Here is a 22272-nt window from a genome sequence, read left to right as displayed (position 1 = left end):
CTGAGCTTGGCTTTGGTATAAAGCGCGAGGTTAGCTACCGTAAAACACATAAATAAGGAGTGTTTATGCGAGGTTACCCACAGGGAATCGTGGCGGTGTTGTGTGGTTTGGCTCTGAGTCAGTGCGTGATAGCCGAAGAGCTGAAAATGACCCCAGCCGATTGGCGCACTGTGAAAGAAGGGCTGTTAGAGGATAACGGTAAAGGCTACTATATCGATATCTTGCAACAAGATAGCTTCGGCTTTTTTGGCTTGCGTTACGGTGATGAAAGTAATCAGTTAACTGGCTATTCCATGGGGAACAGTTGGTCGATTGATGACATGCCAGAAGGCGAGACAATTCCAACGCAATGTTGGAATGAGCAAACTAAAAAGTGGATCGATCAAGACGATAGAATGGATAGAGATATCCGTATCGAACACAACAAAATCCATACCCATTATACCGGTACCAATGTCCCCATTGTGTTAACCGTTACCCCGTTTGATACCCAAAGCGCGGCATGGCAGCAGCAGTTACAGCAATACCCACAAGGACTAAAATTCCAGCAGGTTAAATGGCCTGCGCATGTTTATAAGGTTAAGACCGTGCAAACGCGGGATGTGATGTGTCGCGACACCGACACCATTAAATATCCCATCCGTGGTGACCGCAGCAGTATCGAAAAACTCGACAACAGCATTATCGTTAATAGCCTATTCCGTGAATTTTATCCCGATGGCTATCATGGCTCCCGCGGCGAGTTTACCCTTAACGATGGTCGTCATTTTACTTGGCGCTTACAGTCCACTACTTTGGGCGAGCAGTTACTCGCACTGCAGCAAGATTTTGAAATGGAAACGGGCGGATTTGAAGAGCCTGTATATTATCAATGGCAACCCGATGGCTGGCTGCAACAGGTACAGTTGCACACGCGTACCGATGACAAACGCCCCACGGCAGAACGGCTAGTCTTTCCGTCAGAATTTGCGCGGAAATTGGCAACACATCTGAAATCTGTCGGCACGCCCATGCCGTCGTTCGACGACTTCGAGTCATTAATCGACGCCCAAGAGGACGAATAACGGGTCAGCGGTGGTTGCCGATGTGGCGGCAACCACTACAATAGGCTCCTTTGTTTGATTTTTGGCGGGTGACTTCATGGGTTTTATCGATTTTCAACACGCTTCAATTCGGCAAAAAGTGAGCAGCCTGTTTCTGGTATTGCTGTCATTCTTGCTGTGTGTGATTGTCTATTCGGTGTTTAAACTCCAGCAGCTCAATCAAGATATGCGGGAAGTCGCGTATGTGGATATTCCGCTCAGTAAACTGGTCACACAGCTTGAATTTATCGAACTGGAGCAGCATCTGCAGCTCGAAGAGTATCAACTGCAGCAACAGCAGCACCAAACGTTAAAGCCCCATCAACAGCTAGTATTTCAAAAGCGCAAATTGAAGGCCCTACAAGACCGTGCGGTGCAGTTGTTAGCAGATAGCTTACAGCAGCATCACGTTGCGTTTAATGTGGCTGAGCATCAACAGGTTGAACAGCAGTTATTGCGCTATCAGCAACTGAGTGAGGCGTTTGAGCAGCATTTAAGCCAAATCTACCAGTATGCTGAGGTGGAGGAATCTGCGCTAACGCAAACTGAGGCGCTAGCGGCTCAGTTGGAAACTGTGCAAAAAGCCTTGTTGCAACGCATCAGTCAGATGACCAGTAAAGACGCTAATTTTACCGAAAAACAAGAGCAAGATTTCTTTATTATCAATGTCATACTTGGTGTGGGTGCCTTGGTCATAGGGTTAATGTTGACCATCTATATCACCCAGATCATTGTGCGTCGTGTGAACCGTATTCAATCGAAAATCAAACGCTTTGGTGATTCTCTTACGGTCGAAAATAACGCGCCGCTGCGCAGTAATTTACCCAATAATCGCGATGAGTTAGCCGAGTTGGAGCATGATGTTGGCGTGTTGATGCGGCAACTGAGCCGCGAGATCGCTTCGCGGGAGCAAGTGGAGCAAAAGCTGTTACAACTTGCCACGCGTGACAAGCTTACCGGCGTGTTTAACCGCCATAAATGGGATGAGCAGATCCAGCAAAGCCTTGGTTTGGCGGAGCGGGGTTACCCGTTTGGGTTGATCTTGTTAGACATCGATTTCTTTAAAAAGGTGAATGACCAGCATGGCCATGGTGTCGGCGATAAATTACTCAAGCTGGTGGCGAGTGTACTGCAAAATGATACTCGCGATATTGATACGGTATTTCGTATCGGTGGTGAGGAATTTGTCATTATCTGCCCGATGCAGGATCTTGCCAGAACCACTACCATTGCTGAGAAAGTACGTGTGGCGATCGCGCAAACCCATGCCCCTGAGTTACCTTCAGTGACTGTCAGCGCTGGAGTGGCAACCTACCGTGCGAGCGATAATGCCGCCACCATCCTCCAACGCGCTGATAAAGCACTGTATCAAGCTAAGGCACAAGGGCGCGATCAAGTGGTCAGTGAGGCCGCGTTGAACTAGATAAGCTTCGATCGCGACACTCTGGATTTGTAAGCAATAGCAGTTCAAGGAACCTTGCCAGGTTTACAACCGCGCTTACCTACAGCGTTCCGCCTTCTAACCAAGTACGTGCTCAAGTTGCGCTTGTGCTTGTTGCGCATCCTTTGGCTGCGCTAAATAGATGTCAGGGATGACACCTTGAATATCCACCGGCATCTCAGGTAAACGCAAGCTACGTGAGGTGGCATAATAGACTTCGAACTGTTGCGAGGGCAGCAGGTGTGGTCGTAAGTTGGAGTAATCCAGCGAGCCATAACTCCGCTGGCCGACTAACTTCACATTGAAACTTTGGCGTACCGTCAACAGAAACTGTTCACATGAGCTGCCACATTTTCTCCCCGTCAATACCACAATTTTTTGTGGGCGTTTAGGCTCAAGTTTATCGACAGTTTGAAAACTGATGGCTGCATCTTCACCCTGTACGTAGCTGCCTACAGGTGCCGATTGCATAGCTTTGATGATCGGCTCCATCTGTTGCACACAAGATTGATCGCCTGGCATGTACCGTTCGCAAATGGCTTGTTGTGCTTGGATATTGCTTGGCGTGACCAACCACTCAGTACCGATTTCTTGCCATCCATCCGCCATTATCCAAGGTAGCAACGGTGCATAGGTGCTATCAGCGCCGCCACCATTTTCTCTGATATCGATAATCCAATAGTCGCTGTTGGCCAGTTGGTCATGATGCTGTTTTAGCAGCATCTCCAGCGGCTGTTTGTAGCGGGGGCCGAAACTTGCAATGCGTAATAATGCTGTGTGTTCGCAAAGTTGTTTAAACACTGGCTCATTGGGATTGGCTTGAGGCTCTTTGGGCTTGTCAGTGGTTGCTGCTGTTTGCTGCTCAGTGGGTTGCTTTACCGCAACTATCGCGAGATGGCCATGGCGCCATGCGCGGAGGTAACTTTGAATGACCGCTTGGCACTGCGTTAAGTCATCGATCTTATTGGCGTCGGCTAAGGCTGTAGACAACGCCGCATCGAAATAGGCTTGCCCCTTTTGCGCTAGATGCGCCGTGGCACCCGTATCATTTTTTAGCAGAAAATCAGGAATGGATTGTAGATCTTGTACGCAGTCGCTTCGCGGATCGGCGGTGACCGTTGTGCTCAGTAATACACTGGTCAGGAGTAGTAGGGGCGAAGATAGTCGCATGAGTAGTCCTTTGTTTTTGCTGTATATTTAATTACAACCTACTCTGCACTGTTACTCATATGTAATCAACCATTAGCAATTTGTGAAGCGCTGACGTTTTTCCTAATGCACAAATGTTGAGGCCATCAAAAATCAAAGCCACCGTTAACGATGGCTTTGGCAAACAACAACACTGAGATCAGTCGAGCAGTTTATTGAACTGTGCGAGCCAGTTTGGATGTGCCGGCCATGCTGGTGCAGTAACAAACAAACCATCAGTAACCGCATCAGTGACTGGAATGTCGGCGTAATTTGCGCCCGCTAACGCGACCTCGGGTGCGCATGCTGGATATGCTGAAATGGTTTTGCCTTCAATCACCTTGGCGGCAGCCAACAGCTGTGCGCCATGACAGACGGCGGCAATCGGTTTCTGTTGTTGGGCAAATGCCTGTACCAGCGCGATCACTTGCTGGTTTAGGCGCAAATACTCAGGCGCGCGGCCACCGGGGATCAGCAGCGCGTCATACTTATCGGCACTAACGTGGGTAAAATCGGCATTGAGGCTGAATAGATGGCCGGGCTTCTCGGTGTAGGTTTGGTCGCCTTCAAAATCGTGAATGGCAGTTTTTACGGTGTCGCCTGCGCTTTTGTCAGGGCAAACTACATCCACTTTGTGGCCAACCATCTGCAATGCTTGAAATGGCACCATCAGTTCGTAGTCTTCGACAAAATCGCCAGCAATAATCAATATCTTAGCCATGCTTTATGCTCCTTGCGGTTGATGCGAAGCAGCGTCTGCTGCATAAGTGACCCTATCAGGGTACTCTTGCTATTGTCGAAAAAACAGCCTAGTTACTGAATGGATAAACCATCGCAACATCGTTGTTACCTGAGTATTCGTGAACATGTCGCCACCGCGTTCTGCGTTAGCCACTGTTGCATGCACCACATGCTCGTTAGCAGCCTGGCGCTGCTATAGCTTACCGATACAGCATGTGAACACTTATTAGCGCCTTCCTTAGCACAATTCATTAAATGATAGAGCTAATAGGGCCAATTCGCCGATAAGCGGCGTGTTGGGTTTTTTAGTGGGCGTAATGATGTATTACGGTGATATGACTTTTGCGGTAAATATTATGCGGTGTGGTTTACGCTATTTATTGTTCGTCGTTAATTGGTGTGGTTATTTATATTATCTTGCAGAGGTTTTTTATACCTAACATTGTTTTTGAGAGAGTTTGATAAAGATTTGATGAATTTATTAATCCGATGATTGATAATTTCTTGGCCAGTAGCAGCGTGCTTAATAAACAAGTGAACGATGGTTCTCACTTAATAATATTTTTTATATATGTAGATATCTATTAGGTTATCTATTGCAGTTTAAAGGCAGGATATCGAGTAAGCAGATAGCTGAATAGCAACATACTATCTGCTAACGATGACTATTAGTCGAGATTAAACCGAGGCTTCTCCTGTAGCAATATGACTGGCAAGGATCTTCAGTTTACGCTTGGCTTCTGGCAACTCATTGATACAGTAGTTGATATAATACAGAGAAAAATGAAGGTGTAGAAAGGGTTCATTCTTAGGTCAATTCTATGTTCATTAAGAGCGTACTCTTGTAGTGCTCTTTTCGCCTTAGGTGCCCAAATAATATACAATGCGCTATCGGTGATGGTTAAAATTGCTGCAATAATACCCGATATCAAGATCCCCTGAGCTACTAAATGCGCCACTTAATCCAACATAAACAGCCAACCAAATAGTAAAGACATTGTCAGCAATTTTACTGTTGGTGACTTTCTCGATGAGTGCATATTTTTTATACAAATAAAGCAGGGGGTAAATTCCTGCTGTAGCTATGGTGAGTAGCACGAGATTGAGCATTTTAGTATTAATGTGGTAAAGATAAGTGTGGGGATTAATATTTTACGGCAGGTAATATAAAGTTTTCCATCAAAAAAAATTTTCGCCAAAGTTACTGTTGTCTTGTCATTATTTCTATATTAAATAATTTATTAATTAGTTATTTTTATGTGTTACGGAATTACTGTCTTATTATTTAGCGTTAGCTTAATTTAATTTTGCTAAATCATCATTCTTCCCTAAATGTAAAATATCGATTAGATCTGTGACCTAACAGTGTTTTTTCCCGCGTTAGGAAAATAAAAACCTCTTTTTTGAACACTCGCTCGCAAATCAAATAGGTTTTGAGAAGCACTGCAAAGACATAAATAACCATTCTTTTGGTAAAACGTCATATGTCATATATTTAAATCCGTTCTTGGTCAGTTGTTAAAAATGACCATCGCGTAATCTCACCTGCACTTATGGTCACACCTAATTTAATTAGCGCAATTACCAAAGTCAGCGGTGTTAATGGCACTTTTACCGTTAGCGGCTGGGGCTAGGGAGTAAAAGAATGAGCAATGGAGTAAAAATAAAATGAGTAAAGATAATTCATCGAAATCGCAAGAGCTCGATCAATACACCGCGAGTGTGCTGCAAAACGGCATCTCTCGTCGTAGCTTTTTAACTCGCGCAGCTATCGGTACTGGCGGGTTAGCAGTCGCTGGGCTGGGCGCGGGCTCTGCCGCTGCCAGCACTGCACCAGTTGTAGTGGGTGAACAGTTTGGCGAAGTCGGCGGTGCTACAGTTAGCTTTTTGCCAAAACCGATTGAAATTGCTGATGCAGATATTGCATCAACTCAAACCTTTGATGTGATTGTGGTTGGTGCTGGTGCATCAGGTGTGCCTGCCGCTTTGTCTGCTCGTGAAGCTGGTGCTTCAGTTGCTTGTTTGCAAAAACAAGCATTTGCAGTGTCTCAAGGTAATACGGGTTCAGGTATCGACCTGAAAACCAGCGATAAATCAGCGGTTGAAGCATTAGTTAACCGTTTGATGGCTGATAACCAACACCGTTCTCATCCTGGTTTGATCCGTAAATGGGCTTACAACTCTGGTGAAGCCGTATCGTGGACGATTAACCGCATCAAACAAGGTGGCGGCCAAGTTGAAGACCAAGGCACCGGCCCACAACATGGTATTCACGGTATTGCTGACAAAGGCGACCGCTTGAACTTTGTTACCTCTTTCTGCGGCCCTAAACCATACACCACTGGTGATGGTATGCGCGCGATGGCAAAAACTGCCGAAAAAGCCGGGGTTAAGTTCTTCTACAACACGCCAGCTAGACAGTTGATCCAAGAAAAATCAGGCAAAGTTGTTGGTGTGATTGCCCAAACTCGTGATGGCAAATATCACAAATTCATGGCTAAAAAAGGGGTGATCCTGTCTTCAGGTGATTACCAAAACAACAAAGCCATGTGCGATTTCTTCATCCCTGATCTGAAAAACTTCGAACGTAAACAGCAAGAGCGTACAGGTGATGGTTTTGCTATGGCGTACTGGGCAGGCGGCGTGATTGAACCTGTTGGCCACACCAAAATGCTGCACGATTTTGACGCAGGTCCTGCATCAATGTGTGATATGCCATTCTTGGTCGTTAACCGTGACGGTAAACGTTTCGTCAACGAAACTGTTGAAATGTCATTGATGAACAACTACTTGAAAGATGCTCACAATGCGGGTCATTACTCTCAAGTATTCGATGCAGACTATATGACTCAAGCCAAAGATTGGCCGGGGCACCTGTATAGCCCTGAAGAGTTGAAAAACTACATGCCTGAAGAACCAGGCGAGAAAAAAGGCGTATTCCCATCTATCGCTAATACCTACAAAGCAGACACTTTGGAAGAGCTGGCGAAAAAACTGGAATGCGATCCTAAAAACTTTGTCGCTACCGTTAAGCGTTACAACGAGCTGTGCAAAAAAGGTAAAGACGAAGATTTCGGTAAAACTTCAAGCCGCATGGTACCCGTGTTGAAACCACCTTTCTATGGTATTCACCGTCGCATGCGTATCTCTACTATCTGTTCAGGTATTTTAGTGAACGAAAACCATCAAGTATTGGATGCAGACGGTAAAGAAATTCCAGGCTTGTTCATTGTCGGTAACCTTGGTGGTGGCTTCTACGGTGGTGTTGACTATCCATTGACTGTATTCGGTTTGTCTCTAGGACGTTGCTACACCTTTGGCTACTTGGTAGGCAAATATGTTGCCAGCCAGAAAGCCTAAGGTCATCAAGAGTGAATGCCGCTGCTCGGTATTCTTAACCCAATGAGAGAATGGACGAATACAATGAAAAAATTAACTGTAATCATGCTTTCCCTAGCAATGAGTATTATTGCAGGCTCAGCAATGGCCAAAGGTAATCAACTGCTGGATCAAACACACTTTGAAAAAGGCATTAAGTGCGCCAGCTGCCACGGTAATGCGCAACCGCGTGAAGCCGTGACTATGATGAAGTGTGTGCAATGCCACAACACTGAAAAATTGGCTAAGAAAACCAAAGATATGCAACCAACCAACGTGCATAACAACCGTCACTTTGGTACTGAAAGCAACTGTTTGAGCTGCCACCATGTGCACCAAACATCTGAAAATGCTTGTGTAAGCTGTCACCCACGTTGGGGCTTTAAAGTCCCCTAGAGTGACGTCGATGTAAGACGCTGCAGCGTTAAACAGCATATAACCAAAGCCACCTGTTATGCAGGTGGCTTTTTTGTGGGCACAGCTAAAGCGTGTATTCACCCATAACGCCAGTTATTCAACGGCTAAGGAATGAATGACGAAACGCTTCCCTGGCATTTGCTGGCGTGGCTTGCATAATAGGCGTTGGCATTTTTTACAGTGAACTTAGGAGCGGATGTGACGACATCGACGCACAGTATGGGGATTTTATTGTTAGCGGCAGGCAAAGGCACCCGTTTTGCGGCGGCTAGCGGCACGGGGAATAAGTTGCTGGCAATGTACCCCAACGCTAATGGTGATCAAGTGCCACTGTTAGCGTTCTCGTTATCGCAAGCGGTGGCTTCTGGCTTACCTGTGCGTGTGGTCACGCGCCCGACGGAAGCGGCAGTGATCGCCATGGCCGAGCAGTTTGGGGCGGCAATTACCTTAGTCGAAAGCGCAGGTTCTGGCGAAACTATCGCCGCAGGTGTACGCGATAGTGCTCACTGGGATGGATGGTTGATTGCGCCAGCCGATATGGGCTGGCTGCGTAGTGATGATTATCAGCAAGTTGCGGCGGCGTTAACCACAGACGATGCGCAAGCGCGCATGATGTTTGCCGAAACTCCTGGGCATCCGGTGGGATTTGGTAAAAGCTATGGTGCAGCGCTGAGCCAGCTCACTGGCGACCATGGCGCTCGCCAGTTATTGGATGCTGCTAAGTTAGTCAAACTGGCAGGCCATCAAGGCGTGATTAAAGACGCAGATCTGCCTGCTGATAGCTAATCGCTTAGATGGCGCAACTGGCGCCATCTTGTTCACCCAACGGTGCGAGTTGATTCAGCGTACCTTGTACCACGGGTTTTGCACTCATGTGGCCCAAATTCTTAATCCGCACAATATCGGCCATGATCGCGAGGCCAATTTCTGCTGGTGTTTTACTGCCAATCGCTAAGCCAATTGGCGCATGAATGCGTGACAGTTGTGCCTCGGTCAGCTCACCAATCCGCTCTAAACGTTCGCGCCGCTTGGCGCTGTTACGGATAGACCCCATCGCACCGATATAAAACGCTGGTGTGTGTACCGCCTCCATCATGGTCAAATCATCCAGTCGCGGATCATGCGTCAGTGACACAATGGCGGTATTGGCATGGCAACTTTGCTGCTCTAAATACTTGGCGGGAAAGGTTTCAATTAAACGTACGCCCGCAGGGAGTTGTTCGATATTTTGCAGAACATTTGCTCGCGGTTCTAGCAGTACCACTTCAAAACCGAGTGAATGACCAAACGCCATGCAGTAATGGGCTACCGGTGAGTAACCTGCCACTAATAGCCGAGGTGCGGCCGCAATACGGATATCAATATTGGGAGTTTGATAGGTAATAGCTGCAGTGGTGCCAGCAAAGTCATCTTCGACAATTTGCTCGCAAGCGTTTGGCAAGGTGAGCTGTTTACGAATCGCTTGATAGCCTTGCACTGCGTTGAGTTGTTGCTGGAGATAATCCACAGTGGCCGCGCCCGTAGGCAGATATTCCACCAAAATCTCCAAAATACCGCCGCATGGCAGGGTGACTTCTGGCGCGAGTTCGCCATCACCATAGCGCACTACTTGCGATGCTTGTTGCCAGCGGCCTTCCGCAATCTGTCTGATGAAGTGTTCTTCAACACAGCCGCCGGATAACGAGCCCTCTTGGCGTCCATCTTGCGTCGCAACCAATAAACTGCCCGGTGAACGAGGAGATGAACCCCAAGTGTGCAATACCGTACATAGCCAAACAGGGGCGGTTTCCGCCCAGTTGATGGCTTGTTGCAATACACGTGCATCGAGTGGTTGTGAAAGATAGGACATTAGACAGCTCCTGAATTAAGTTGCGTGCTGTTACCAGCACGCATCGTTAGATGTGGCTCGATGTTGATACACCGAGCCACAACACTAGGCTTTTAAAGCCGTTTTAACGTCGGCCGGGGTCATTGGGATTTTACGCAAACGCACACCAACAGCATTATAGATAGCGTTAGCAATCGCTGGTGCAACAGGCGTTACCGCCGGTTCGCCCAAGCCTGCCGGTGCATAGTCGTTTTTAACAAACTCGACTTTGACTTCTGGCGTTTGACCAATGCGCAGCGGCGTGTAGGTATCAAAGTTACTGTCTTTGAACTTACCGTTCACCAGTTGCGTACCTTCATACAGCGCCATAGATAGTCCCCACAACGCGGCGCCTTGGCATTGGGCTTCTGCACCATTTGGATCAACGATAATGCCTGCATCCACCGCAACATGCAGTTTTTCAACATGCACTAAGCCAGTGTCGCGTTCAACCTTCACTTGTACAGCTACCGCAACCCAAGTTGGCATATCACGTTCTTGGCCAAAGGTGGAGGCGATGCCGATACCACTGTCTTTTGGCAGCTCTTTACCGTAGCCAATCATCTCTGCCGCTTTTTTCAATACCGCGGCTTGACGGCTCGCACCGCCTGAGGCGATAGGGCCAGAACCTGCGTTGCGGCCTTCAGCAGTTAAATGCTCCAGACGGAATGCTAACGGATCAACGCCCGCGTGGTGCGCCGCTTCATCCATAAAGCTTTCGACTGCCCAGCCAACCCAACCTGGGCTTACTGAACGTAACCAGCCCGGACGGAAAGTGTCGTTGGCTAAATCGTTAGATACCGCACGTACTTTTTGCGCACCCACGTTGTACCAGTGATCAGCCCCTGCGATGGAGAACGGATCGTAAGGCTCGCCGTTAGTGCCTTTCGGCATAAATACCGGAATCATCACTTCGGTTGGCCAGCCAGCAGTCGCGTGGTGTTCCATCGCCAGTACGTGCTTGTCACCATCGAACGCCATTCGCAGTTGTTGCAGTGATGCAGAGCGGGGGCTGTCGAACTGTAGATCTTGTTCGCGAGTGAACACTAACTTCACCGGCTTGCCGCCGAGCGCTTTAGACGCCAGCGCCGCAGGGATGGTGTAATCGCCATTCAGACGGCGACCAAAACCGCCACCGAGCATGTAAGCGCGAATCACTACTTGCTCTTCCGGTACTTGCAACGCAGCCGCAGCCACTGGCAGTGTCAGTGATTGCCATTGGCAGCCTGAATGAATTTCCCATACGCCATCTTGGTTTTTGAACACGGTGGCATTCAACGGTTCCATCTGCGCGTGCAGCACGGTATCGGTGATGTATTCGTGTTCGATAGTGGAAGACGCTTTAGCAAATACTGGCTCAGTGTTGGTGTCGCCTGTATCCAAAATCGCGCCTTTACTAGCGTCTTGCAGCAGGGCCCGACCATGGCTGATGATGTCGGCTTCAGACACTTTGGCCGCAGGGCCAACTTGCCATTCCACTTTTACCAACTCAGAGGCTTTTTTAGCGGCATAGTAGCTGCTGGCCAACACCACCACCCAACCCGGTACTGTGTTGCTTGGGTCTTCCAGCGTCAATGCTTGTTGATAGCCTTTCACCGCTTTAGCAGCGCTATCGTCTACCGATAATACTTTGGAACCGTAACGGGTTGGCGGCAGGATAGGGGCGGCGTACACCATGCCTTCAATGTTGGCATCAATCCCAAACACGGTTTGACCGGTGGTTTTGTTGTTGATGTCTAATCCGCGTACTTGTTGACCTACCAGCTTCATGTCTTGGTTAGGTTTCAACGGCAGGGCTTTTAATTCTGCTTCGGTAAACTGACGGTTTACGCCTTGGGCGATCAATTCGCCGTAGCTGATCGACTTTTTACCGCAAATGATCTGGCCTTTGCTGGCTTGGCACAAACGTTGTGGTACGCCCCACAGCTTAGCTGCGGCTTCAATCAACGCGGTACGGCCAGCGGCACCGGCTTGACGATATACCGGCCAGCTTTGCGATACTGACCAGCTACCACCGGTGACCATCAGACCCCATTTCTTGTCGCTGTCGACGTGGATGATTTCGACATCATCCCAATCAGCTTCCAATTCGTCCGCCAAAATACGCGCGATGGAGGTGCCTACATGTTGGCCCATCTCCGCGCGGATAATGTTGACTTTGACCTTGCCGGCGCTGTCGATGGAGTACCACAGGGTCGGTTCATACAGGGCATCGGCATTTGGCAATGGTTGGCCGTTGTCAGTCGCTGGGTTCATCGCTGCCATGGCAACGCGTGGAAAACCAAAGCTCACGCCAGCCGCCGTCATCGCAACCAAAAAGCCACGACGCGTCATGCCGGTGCCGTTGTCCTTATTAGGCAGTCTGCTCATCTTTGCCTCCCTGCATGCTCATGGTATTGGCCGCTTCGCGCACCGCTTCACGAATACGCACGTAGGTCATACAGCGACACAAGTTACCGCTCATTACTGCATCAATATCCTCATCGCTTGGATTTGGCATATCTTTCAGCAGCGCCGCCGCTTGCATGATTTGGCCTGATTGGCAGTAACCACATTGCGGCACTTGATGTTTTTGCCAAGCCACTTGCACTGGGTGGGTGCCTTGTTCAGACAAGCCCTCAATGGTGGTGATCTCGGCCCCTTCTACCGCTGACAGCGGCGTAGTACATGAACGGGTAGCACGGCCACCCACATGCACAGTACACGCACCACAAGTGCCAATACCGCAACCAAATTTGGTGCCGGTCATGTTCAGTTCGTCACGGATAACCCACAACAGTGGCGTATCACCGTCTACATCGACAGCCACTGGCTTGCCGTTCAAAATAAATTTAGCCATGTTACTCACTTCTCCCGTGATTATTGCTCAAAACGGGGTTGACTACGGATCTCACCCACACGCTGTTCTAGGTTTGGCCAAGGTTGTTCTCCTGCAGCTTGGCGCAGGTACGCGGCAATGGCGGTGATGTCTTCATCGCTCAGGGCATCACGGAAGGCAGGCATCACCACGCCTTTGATACCTTGATTGGCACGGAAACCATCCAAAATCACGTTTATGAGGTTGGTAGGATCATCCAAATGCACCGCTGAACCTAAGGCCAATAATGGGCGGCCTTTGACCAGTTGCTGCTTGCTGTAGTGGCAAGATTGGCAAGACGCGGCGTACAGACGCGCCCCTTCGTGAGTGCGCAGATCGGGCAATAGTTGGGCCGCAACCGCTGTAGCCAGCGCAGGGCTTTGGGCTGGGTCTTCGTTCACGTTACCTGCTTTATCGGCAAAGTAAGTGGCGATAGCTTTGATATCGTCTTTAGATAACGTCGCCACACCGTCATGTACTACGGGAGCCATTGGGCCACCAGCGCTGCCATGGAATGGTGAGTTACCTGTGGTCAGATATTCAAAGAAATCTTGTTCACGCCATTTCAGTGGCGAGGTGCTTGATGCTGTCAGTGATGGCGCAATCCAGCCATCAATGGCGGCACCGCTATACATTTGACCACGCTTTTCACCACCTAAGGCGTTGCGTGGTGTATGACATGCACCGCAGTGGGCGATACCTTCAGCGAGATAAGCACCGCGGTTCCACTCGGCTGATTTATCACTGTTAGGGGTAAAATCGCTGGTGTCGGCAAACAGCAGTTTCCAACCCGCTTGCAAGAAGCGCAGGTTCAGTGGGAACGGAATACCGTTCTCTTTCTTGGTTTGCTGGACAGGCTCAACAGAGGACATGATGTAAGCGTAAATCGCTTTGATATCGTCATCCGTCATCTTGTTGAAATGTTCGAACGGAAATGCCGGTAATAGATGACTACCGTCGCGGCTGACACCAGTGCGCATAGCACGGATAAAGGCTTCTTCAGACCAGTTACCGATACCAGTGGCTTGGTCCGGCGTGATGTTGCTGGAATAGATGGTGCCGAAATCAGAATGCATTTCATAGTTGCCAGCGAAAGGTTTGCCCCCTGGCGCAGTATGACAAGTACTGCAGTAACCTGCCGCTGCTAAAACCTCACCTTTTGCAATCATGTCTGCTGAAAACTGATCCTTGGCTGGTGGCGTTATCGGAGCAATCGTCGGGTGGTAGGCGTAAATACCAAAACCTACCAATACGACGACAGCTGCGATGAGCACGCTGTATAAACCGCGTTTCATATCACATTGCCTCATGAATTTATTAAGTTATTTTTATAGACGATGGAGCGAGCTCCATGCCCCTTTTCGAAAAGTCGCTTCGTTATCCTTGATGCGAAGCTAGATGTGTCTCTGTGCACGTTAACGTTGGTTAATGTGATCAGGTTAACAAAACTAGAGTAGTTTAAACCATAATCCCCTTACTGGTGAAGCGGTTATCCTCTTACCCTTAATGAATTTTTTGACTAACTTCGAATTAAAATTTAGTACATTTAGCTAAGGAAGGTGGGAACAAATCTTCGCGACGCTCTGGATTTGTAAACCATAGCAGTTCAAGGCAGCTAACTGCGGGCATGCTGGGGCATGGCAAAGTTGGCTAACGAAGAAATGCATGAGCTTACAAATCCCCGTAGGGCGTGCTCTACAGCTTCACCAGCTACGTTGCAGTTTTTGCAAAGGGCTCACCATTCGCGGCAAACTGCGCCTTGCATCTGAAAGTTGTATGCTCACGCAGGGCACGCACGGGACTTATTCGCACCTTCCCTAAGAAACAACAACGGCGTGTTCTCTCCAAGGCAGTGTTGACCTTCCACGTTTGATTTTGGTGCCAATCAAATGCGTTATTCATGAGGTGCAGCCTATGACGCATAGCCAACTAAGCAAGCTGCATGCAACAAAGTTCTGCCGCCACAAGGGGGGCGTAGAACGTCGACGATGCAGCATTCGCCTGTGCTTAGCGAGAGAGTGCCTGACTCTGCTGAGGAACGGTAATCATGCGAGTTAACCAATCACTTGCTGTGTAGTCGCTAAGATCTATTGCGCAATCTTGGTTAACGTACTTAACCTGTTGACTCGTGACACATTATAGGCCGCTTAGCGTAAAAAATATGGTGATCACCTCAATTTTGAGCATCCGTGCTGCCATGTGTGACGGCGTGATGTAACACCTGAGTAAAAAACTCAGGTAAGACTTTAGTATTAAAAATAATGGCGTAGAATGGGCAGCTTTGCATAGTTTTACGCCGCTATATTCGCAGTTTTCAGCTCCATCACTATTGGTTTGATCGCTTACCTCTTTTAGCGGTGGGCTGAGTTATTTTTAGGTTGTAACCGCAGGAGAGTTCATGAGTACCACCGCGACGCAAGTGATCAGCCAACGACCGATTGGTCTTACGCTGTTTGCCCTAGCGATAGGCACATTTTTACTTGGGCTGACCGAATTTTCAGTCATGCCAATGTTGCCACTCATTGCCGAGACTTTTAGTGTTTCTACGGGCCAAGTCGGCCATGTGATCAGTGCTTACGCCGCTGGGGTTGTGGTGGGCGCACCATTACTGATGATGCTGACGCCAAAAATGAACCGTCGCTCCGCATTAGTGCTGTTCGCCGGAATGATTTTTGCTTTTAACGGCCTGAGTGCGTTGGCCGCATCGTTTGAGCAGATGGTACTGTTCCGCTTTTTAAGTGGCCTACCACATGGGGCGTATTTTGGTACCGCTTTGCTGTTTGGCGCACGCCTCGCCCCCGAAGGTCGCAGCACACTCTATATGTCGCGGGTGTTTTCTGGCTTAACCATTGCCACCATTATTGGTGTGCCATTGGCTACCTTACTAGCGCAAAACATTAGCTGGCGTTGGGCGTTGGTATTGGTATCAGCCGGAGCGTTTATCGCGTGTTTGCTGTTATGGCGTGTATTGCCGTCGCTACCAGCGGAAGGTGAAGGTTTAAAAAAAGACCTCGCCGTACTCAAAAATCCGCTGATTTGGCCAATCGTTGGTATCGGCGTTATCGGTTTTGGCGGTGTGTTCTGCTTATATACCTATCTGGCAGATACCATGCTGGCCGTAACTAAAGTGCCTGATTATTACATCTCGATTGCGATGGTAATTTTTGGGGTTGGTTCGACAGTAGGTAACTGGATGTTAGGGCATGTGCGTGACCGCGTTGTCGCCAAGGTGACCGGGATTGTGCTGCTCTACTGCATCGCGTTAGCCATTATTTATGTGCAAGCGGCGACCAACGTTTGGTTCCTGTTTGTTGTGGTGTTCCTGCTTGGCGCGAGTTTAGGATTAACCACGATTATCCAAGCCATGTTGATGCGCGTAGCCAATGGTGGCCATGCGGTGATTGGTGCGCTGCTGCAATGCGCCTTTAACTCAGCTAACGCTATTGGCCCTGTCGCCGGCAGTTATATCTTTATCAACGGCTACGCCGCTAATGATACTGGCTATGTTGCTGCCTTATTGTTTGGTGGTGGATTTGTCATGTGGCTGGTGAGTCGTATTCAAGGCCGACAAGTGAACCAACAATTAGAATCGGCCAGTTAGTGGCAATAAGGACTTATCGCCGTTGAGGTGTATTAAACACCTGCTGAATGATTAAGTTCATCGATATAATAAAACCCCCACGCGTGACGTGGGGTTTTTATTGGTAGGCCGCTACTGCTGATGTGGCAGCAATAGCCAATCGCTCATCATATAGATGATACGAGATAACAGCCCCTAGTGGAATTGGTTATATAAAATCGTTATTAGAAACGATAGCTATAACCTACGTTTAATAAATCTATGCCTGGGTTATGGTCACTTAATCCGGCATTGGAATAATGTAAGTATGTCAGTGAAATAACATTTTTACGTGACTCGCCAAATTTAAACGCAAAACCTAAACGGTCTTCAAATTGAAAGTGAATACCTACGTCTTTACCCGCAAATACAGTGTCTTTCATAAACGAAACACCAATACCACCTTCCAAGTAGACATCGGCTAAATGGGTATAAAACAGCGGATAGCGCAAGATGGGAGATGCTGCCACCAGTACATCGGTATCGTTATGGCCGTCATATTGCCAAAAGTTAACGCTAGTTTCTAACGTTAAATCAAGGTCTTTGCTGATGGAATGTAACGAGTCCAAGTTCACTTGGTAGGCGAGTTTAACGCCGTCGAGATCGCCTTCACCGTGGACATAGTTTACGGCAAAGCCTGTATCGTAATCTGCTTGCGCGGTATTGATGATACCTAGTGAAGATATCAGTACCGCCGCCAAGGAAAAGACGCGGAGTAATGAACCATAGTTCAACATGTTAAGTCTCCTTAAATATATTCTTTAATAACGATCCTTATATTGTTGTCCGTGTACAAATAAACTGATGTTACCCGTTATATGTGGGTGTAATTCATAAATGCAAGTAGAGAGGAGTGCGTCTGGCATTAATAAATTAGGGTTGATATTTTGCTACTTATTTAACGGTTACTCACTGTTTCATTATTTTTAATAATCCCTCTTTTTGATAGTGTGATATTTATGTTTGATGTTGCTAATAGTTTAATAAATGAGATTAAAGGTAACGAATTGGATAAAAAAGTTATTGATGTAAAATACTGAATATTGCACGCTAAGGTTATTCTGTTCAGCGAATTGAGTTAATTTGACTGCGGGCCGTTAGCGGGAATGAATCGCACTGCTCACCGAGCTACGCGAATCGATATCAGTGGTAAGCATAATGACACCAACCTATACCACTAAAAGTTATCGCCATGACCGTAACAAAAAGTTTGAGTGAACAATACCATCGCGAGATAATGCGGCCACCTATCTTTTTGTTGGCTCGATTGACGCTTGCGAGCCGCCATGTTGCCGTTGCGCACAGTTTAAAACACCGATGAGAGTTTATGCGTAAAAAGCGATATACCACGTAGTATCGTCACCGTTCCTCTGCTACAACTACAGCTATATTTCCACTAACACGGACAGTTAATGGCGCAAGTCACCCAAAATGAGCGGTTTGCTTTCATTGAAATGCTCGCGCTCTGGCAAGGTTATGTTCGCAACAGCGATCTTGTTAGGCAGTTTGAGATAACACGGCAGCAAGTTTACAAAGATATCGCCGCCTATCAGTGCTTCTATCCTGAGCAGCTAACCAAACAAACCAATGGTAGTTATCGGTGGGTTGGTGATGCCAAACGGCATTATTTCGACGGCAGCTTAGATAGCTATCTCACATGGTTACAAACTAGCGATTTTAACCTTTCCAGCAATAAGCAAACCACGCACGCGTATGCATTAACCCCACCTATTCGGGTGGTATCCCCTCAAATTATTGCCACCTTAACCCACGCCATTCGTCAGCAACAACGAGTTGATGTTGGCTATGTGTCACTGACTCATCCAGAAACCGATGGAAGAATTTTCAGCCCACACTGTTTTGTCAAAGCAGGTGGGCGTTGGCACGTTCGCGGCTACTGCGAAAAGTCGCAAGGGTATCGAGATTTAGTGCTTAGTCGATTTCGTGGCGAAGCTGTTATCGAAGGCAAAGCCGCTTACGGCGCAGAACGAGATGAGGCATGGCAAAGCTATATCACTTTAGTGCTCGCGCCTGATCCACGGCTAACCGCCGAGCAACAAGCGGTACTCAGTCACGATTTTCAAATGCAACACGGGCAGTTACGGCTCAGCACTCGTGCCGCGCTAGCTGATTACTTGTTAAAGGAACTACAGATCAACACGAAATATCTTGATGGCTCGCCAGAGGCTCAACAATTGGTGCTAGTTAACCGAAATGACATTAAACAGTGGTTATTTAATGGTTAGCTTCAACCACGTTGACAAGAGGTAAACTCAGTTAACCTGAGGATTTTTACAGTGTTGTTTGAAGGTTATGGTTAAGCAATGCTAAGCCACATAGTGACCCAAGGATACGGCAATGGAAGACTTTTCCCCCTCAGATATGAAGACCATTTTGCACTCTAAGCGTGCCAATATGTACTACTTGGAATATTGCCGCGTAATGCAAAAAGACGGTCGAGTGTTGTATCTCACGGAATCTAAGAAAGAAAACCTGTACTACAACATTCCTATCGCCAATACGACGGTGTTATTACTCGGTAATGGCACATCCATTACGCAAGCGGCGATGAGAATGCTTTCTCAAGCCGGTGTATTGGTAGGTTTTTGTGGCGGTGGTGGTACACCATTGCATATGGCAACGGAAGTAGAATGGTTCACCCCACAAAGCGAATATCGCCCGACGGAATATCTGCAAGGTTGGCTCAGTTTTTGGTTTGATGATGATAAGCGCTTAGCTGTCGCCAAACAATTTCAGAACGCCCGTATTGATTACTTGCAAACAGTGTGGGCGAAAGACCGCGAATTAAAAAACCAAGGCTTTGTCTTTCATGATGAGGTGATTCAACAAGCGCTAGCCACCTTCCATGAGCGCACCGATAATGCCAGCAAAACGGCTGAATTACTGCTCACCGAAGCGCAACTCACCAAAGTGCTTTACAAATACGCCGCCAATAATACCGGATTAGCGAATTTTACCCGTCAACACGATTCTACCACCTTAGCCAATGATTTTCTTAATCATGGTAACTACTTGGCTTATGGCTTAGCGGCCAGTTGTTTGTGGGTACTTGGCATCCCGCATGGTTTTGCTGTGATGCATGGCAAAACCCGCCGTGGCGCGTTGGTGTTTGACGTGGCGGATCTCATTAAAGATGCCGTGGTGCTACCGTGGGCGTTTGTCTGCGCCAAAGAAAATGCCAGCGAGCAAGAATTTCGCCAACAGGTGCTACAGGCCTTTATCGAACATAAATCGATGGAGTTTATGTTTAACACCATTAAGCAGATTGCATTAAATGAACCGAACGAGCCAGAGGACGTCACGCGATGATGGTTACGCTTGTCTCTGAGTGCGAGAAAAATGCCTTAAAGAAAACCCGCCGAGTGTTAGATGCGTTTGCAGATCGGATTGGTAATAACACCTGGCAAACCTTAATCACCGAAGACGGCTTACAAACGGTGAAAAAGATGCTGAAACAGACGGCCAGCCGAAGTACGGCGGTGAGCTGTCACTGGATTCGCAGTCGATCACGCAGCCAATTGTTATGGGTGGTAGGGAATAAAAAGAAATTTAATGCGCAGGGTATTGTGCCTGTGAATAGTACAGATAAAGAGGTGATTATGGATGTTGTAACAGACAAACCCAAGCAAGGTGTGTTGTATGCCAATACCCAATTACAACCACTGAGTGAGCATTTATTTGCTGTAGGCTATGTTGCTGAACAACTACACCGTCAGTTATTTCCAGACAATACACAGCTTTCTATTACAAATTTTATTGCAGGTTGTTTACATGATTTGGGGAAAATTGACCCTAAGTTTCAAGAGTGGGTGTCCAATCCCAAAAAGAGGGATTTCATCGCCGAAGATGGTCAACACATTGATGATGCAAAATTTAGCTTTGATAAACATCCAAGGCATAATGAAGTGTCGCTATTACTCTATCAATTACTCGATAGTCCAGAACTAAAAATTATAAATACACCCAATAAAGAAACACTTAGACATGTAATTTATTGGCATCATGCTAAGCCATTTCGTAAAGAAAAAAGTAGTTTTGACACCTATAAAGACATCAGCAAAAAACTGGTGACAAATCAAAAAGAGACAGATCTATCTGCTATTGTAGGTCAAGCTCAAATACTGCTTAAACAGGTTATAGGTATTGATAAAAAATATCGATCTATAGACAGTTCATTATTAGAAAAGTCATGTTTGCAAGAGGAGATAACCGAGCTGGAGTATAAAATACCCGCGTCCTTACATGTACCCAGCTACAAAGAATATGAATTTGAAGAGACAGTATCGGCTAATAGCGCCAATGTTAAATTCAATGCACTAAACAACATTGCACGCGCATGCTTGATCACTTCGGATAGGGCAATATCGGCATTAAGTGCAGCAGAGTTACACACTGCCATATTTGAGCGCCAGTTAGATCAAATAGTAGCCGAGCTATTTGAAGTGGAAACGACACTGAGTTCTGATATTGATACTTGCTTAAACTCCTTTTTCCCAACGAGTGATCGCAGTAAAAAGCAACGCGATATCGCCAAGCAGCTTACCTCAGCCGAAGATATTGCAGTGCTTGCGGGGGCGGCAGGCAGTGGTAAAACTAAAATCGCTTTAGAGTGGGCAAAATTGCAGGGTGCTAAACGGATTATTTGGGTTTGCCCACGCGTACAAGTCTGCCAAGGATTGTTTTATGAGTTGACCTCTGAGCAGTACCTACCTAATAGCATCATTGAAATAAATACCGGTGAATTTAAATTTCATAATCAATGGGATAACCCTATTGCTGATGATAAAAACTTTTCCGGCGATATTGTTATCACAACCATAGATCAAATTCTTGGCTCAGTAATAAGCCACACTAAAGCGAATACGCTTATTGATTTTTTAAATGTTCACGTGGTGTTTGATGAATTTCATGAATATGTCAGCATACCAGCGTTTAATTTGCTATTTGCAGAACTAATTGCCGCAAAAAAAATGCAACAAGCTCAAGCTAAGACCTTATTAGTGTCCGCAACACCACATTATGTTTTTGTAGAAGATTTACTCGGCATTCACCCGGATGATATTAAAGTCATGCCCTCGTTCAACCCAAGCCAGTATCAGATTGATTTTAAAATCTTTGATGATACAAATTTAAGCGAGATAAACCCGCTGTTTGCTCAGCAAAGTGATTGTACTTTTGTGATCAGTAACATGGCGCTAACGGCACAAAACAGTTTTATTGCAAATCAGCATAACGAGAATGCAGTATTACTACATTCAAAATTTATCAAAAGTGATAAGCGTAAATGGTTTGGTGAAGTGTACGAGGCATACAAGCGCAAAGGCACGCGTAAATATGAAGTGCTACGCAGTGGGCCGATTGTACAAGCATCGCTTAATATCAGTTGTGATCATATGGTGGCTGAAATCACCAGTGCTGAAGATTGCTTACAGCGTTTAGGGCGTTTAGATCGCTTTGGTGAAAATAGTCACGTAAATACCTATACGTTAGCCGTGCCAGAGTCCATAGCCAATGGCAAAGGTAAAAGTCCGGCAGCGGGATTTCTATCAAAAATGTATACCTTGAGTTCTGTTCGGGCTTGGTACTGAGGAATCCCCTGATGATTTAGATAAAAATCATCAAATTAAGGTAGATGCGCATCTTGTCATGTGATCAAATGAT

The 22272-nt window shown here is 47.1% G+C and carries 15 protein-coding genes and 1 pseudogene; 9 read left to right on the top strand and 7 right to left on the bottom strand.

Going from position 1 to position 22272, the window contains the following annotated elements; all coding sequences use genetic code 11:
* Positions 1–65 precede the first annotated feature (65 nt).
* Both ACN0TT_RS14790 and ACN0TT_RS14785 read left to right on the top strand, forming a co-directional pair.
* Complete coding sequence (locus ACN0TT_RS14790) at positions 66–1064, top strand: hypothetical protein (protein WP_417762918.1); 999 nt, start codon at positions 66–68, stop codon at positions 1062–1064.
* A gap of 76 nt (positions 1065–1140) precedes the next feature.
* Entirely contained in the window at positions 1141–2505 is a 1365-nt protein-coding gene (locus tag ACN0TT_RS14785; protein ID WP_417762917.1) for a diguanylate cyclase, read from the top strand.
* Between the two features lie 96 nt (positions 2506–2601).
* On the opposite strand, the gene ACN0TT_RS14780 is transcribed toward ACN0TT_RS14785, so the two are convergent.
* The gene (locus ACN0TT_RS14780) at positions 2602–3693 is read right to left on the bottom strand and encodes a S41 family peptidase (RefSeq protein ID WP_417762916.1); all 1092 of its coding nucleotides are present in this window, start codon (positions 3691–3693) and stop codon (positions 2602–2604) included.
* Between the two features lie 178 nt (positions 3694–3871).
* Positions 3872–4432, bottom strand: a complete 561-nt coding sequence (locus tag ACN0TT_RS14775; RefSeq protein WP_417762915.1) for a DJ-1/PfpI family protein — start codon at positions 4430–4432, stop codon at positions 3872–3874.
* Between the two features lie 1688 nt (positions 4433–6120).
* Between ACN0TT_RS14775 and ACN0TT_RS14770 the strand changes: the two genes are divergently transcribed.
* From ACN0TT_RS14770 to ACN0TT_RS14760, 3 genes are all read left to right on the top strand, one after another.
* Complete coding sequence (locus ACN0TT_RS14770; RefSeq protein ID WP_417762914.1) at positions 6121–7812, top strand: FAD-binding protein; 1692 nt, start codon at positions 6121–6123, stop codon at positions 7810–7812.
* A gap of 63 nt (positions 7813–7875) precedes the next feature.
* Positions 7876–8226: a cytochrome c3 family protein gene (locus ACN0TT_RS14765; RefSeq protein WP_417762913.1), complete on the top strand. Its 351-nt coding sequence runs from the start codon at positions 7876–7878 to the stop codon at positions 8224–8226.
* A 219-nt stretch (positions 8227–8445) separates the two neighbouring features.
* Positions 8446–9033, top strand: a complete 588-nt coding sequence (locus tag ACN0TT_RS14760) for a nucleotidyltransferase family protein (protein ID WP_417762912.1) — start codon at positions 8446–8448, stop codon at positions 9031–9033.
* Positions 9034–9037: 4 nt separating this feature from the next.
* On the opposite strand, the gene ACN0TT_RS14755 is transcribed toward ACN0TT_RS14760, so the two are convergent.
* The 4 genes from ACN0TT_RS14755 to ACN0TT_RS14740 all read right to left on the bottom strand — a co-directional run bounded on the left by ACN0TT_RS14755 (position 9038) and on the right by ACN0TT_RS14740 (position 14266).
* Positions 9038–10096, bottom strand: coding sequence for an XdhC family protein (locus ACN0TT_RS14755; RefSeq protein ID WP_417762911.1), 1059 nt, complete (start codon positions 10094–10096; stop codon positions 9038–9040).
* An 84-nt stretch (positions 10097–10180) separates the two neighbouring features.
* A complete protein-coding gene (locus tag ACN0TT_RS14750; RefSeq protein ID WP_417762910.1) occupies positions 10181–12484 on the bottom strand; it encodes a molybdopterin cofactor-binding domain-containing protein in 2304 nt (767 codons plus the stop codon).
* Positions 12468–12953: a (2Fe-2S)-binding protein gene (locus tag ACN0TT_RS14745; RefSeq protein ID WP_417762909.1), complete on the bottom strand. Its 486-nt coding sequence runs from the start codon at positions 12951–12953 to the stop codon at positions 12468–12470. Before ACN0TT_RS14745 ends, ACN0TT_RS14750 begins: the two co-directional genes overlap by 17 nt.
* A 20-nt stretch (positions 12954–12973) precedes the next feature.
* On the bottom strand, positions 12974–14266 hold the full coding sequence (locus ACN0TT_RS14740; RefSeq protein WP_417762908.1) for a cytochrome c: 1293 nt from the start codon (positions 14264–14266) through the stop codon (positions 12974–12976).
* Positions 14267–15369: 1103 nt separating this feature from the next.
* Here ACN0TT_RS14740 and ACN0TT_RS14735 point away from each other — a divergent pair.
* Positions 15370–16572, top strand: coding sequence for an MFS transporter (locus tag ACN0TT_RS14735; protein WP_417762907.1), 1203 nt, complete (start codon positions 15370–15372; stop codon positions 16570–16572).
* A 203-nt stretch (positions 16573–16775) separates the two neighbouring features.
* Here ACN0TT_RS14735 and ACN0TT_RS14730 read toward each other — a convergent pair whose 3' ends face one another.
* Positions 16776–17327, bottom strand: a complete 552-nt coding sequence (locus ACN0TT_RS14730) for an acyloxyacyl hydrolase (protein ID WP_417762906.1) — start codon at positions 17325–17327, stop codon at positions 16776–16778.
* 675 nt (positions 17328–18002) lie between these two features.
* Between ACN0TT_RS14730 and ACN0TT_RS14725 the strand changes: the two genes are divergently transcribed.
* The 3 genes and pseudogenes from ACN0TT_RS14725 to ACN0TT_RS14715 form a co-directional block, all read left to right on the top strand.
* Complete coding sequence (locus tag ACN0TT_RS14725) at positions 18003–18836, top strand: helix-turn-helix transcriptional regulator (protein WP_417762905.1); 834 nt, start codon at positions 18003–18005, stop codon at positions 18834–18836.
* 112 nt (positions 18837–18948) lie between these two features.
* The gene (gene cas1f, locus ACN0TT_RS14720; protein WP_417762904.1) at positions 18949–19920 is read left to right on the top strand and encodes a type I-F CRISPR-associated endonuclease Cas1f; all 972 of its coding nucleotides are present in this window, start codon (positions 18949–18951) and stop codon (positions 19918–19920) included.
* Positions 19917–22196, top strand: a pseudogene (locus tag ACN0TT_RS14715) (CRISPR-associated endonuclease Cas3''); the annotation flags it as partial. The gene cas1f and the pseudogene ACN0TT_RS14715, both read left to right, overlap by 4 nt.
* Positions 22197–22272 lie beyond the last annotated feature (76 nt).

Origin of the sequence: Shewanella sp. (assembly GCF_048265805.1) — a bacterium.
Taxonomy (GTDB): Bacteria; Pseudomonadota; Gammaproteobacteria; order Enterobacterales; family Shewanellaceae; genus Shewanella.
The sequence above is the reverse complement of the archived record's forward strand: the minus strand, read 5'-3'. Positions and strand labels throughout refer to the sequence as shown.

Coding starts and splice junctions, on each gene's coding strand:
- ACN0TT_RS14790 (WP_417762918.1), top strand. CDS start 66: ATGCGAGGTTACCCACAGGGAATCGTGGCGGTGTTGTGTGGTTTGGCT.
- ACN0TT_RS14785 (WP_417762917.1), top strand. CDS start 1,141: ATGGGTTTTATCGATTTTCAACACGCTTCAATTCGGCAAAAAGTGAGC.
- ACN0TT_RS14780 (WP_417762916.1), bottom strand. CDS start 3,693: ATGCGACTATCTTCGCCCCTACTACTCCTGACCAGTGTATTACTGAGC.
- ACN0TT_RS14775 (WP_417762915.1), bottom strand. CDS start 4,432: ATGGCTAAGATATTGATTATTGCTGGCGATTTTGTCGAAGACTACGAA.
- ACN0TT_RS14770 (WP_417762914.1), top strand. CDS start 6,121: ATGAGTAAAGATAATTCATCGAAATCGCAAGAGCTCGATCAATACACC.
- ACN0TT_RS14765 (WP_417762913.1), top strand. CDS start 7,876: ATGAAAAAATTAACTGTAATCATGCTTTCCCTAGCAATGAGTATTATT.
- ACN0TT_RS14755 (WP_417762911.1), bottom strand. CDS start 10,096: ATGTCCTATCTTTCACAACCACTCGATGCACGTGTATTGCAACAAGCC.
- ACN0TT_RS14750 (WP_417762910.1), bottom strand. CDS start 12,484: ATGAGCAGACTGCCTAATAAGGACAACGGCACCGGCATGACGCGTCGT.
- ACN0TT_RS14745 (WP_417762909.1), bottom strand. CDS start 12,953: ATGGCTAAATTTATTTTGAACGGCAAGCCAGTGGCTGTCGATGTAGAC.
- ACN0TT_RS14740 (WP_417762908.1), bottom strand. CDS start 14,266: ATGAAACGCGGTTTATACAGCGTGCTCATCGCAGCTGTCGTCGTATTG.
- ACN0TT_RS14735 (WP_417762907.1), top strand. CDS start 15,370: ATGAGTACCACCGCGACGCAAGTGATCAGCCAACGACCGATTGGTCTT.
- ACN0TT_RS14730 (WP_417762906.1), bottom strand. CDS start 17,327: ATGTTGAACTATGGTTCATTACTCCGCGTCTTTTCCTTGGCGGCGGTA.
- ACN0TT_RS14725 (WP_417762905.1), top strand. CDS start 18,003: ATGGCGCAAGTCACCCAAAATGAGCGGTTTGCTTTCATTGAAATGCTC.
- cas1f (WP_417762904.1), top strand. CDS start 18,949: ATGGAAGACTTTTCCCCCTCAGATATGAAGACCATTTTGCACTCTAAG.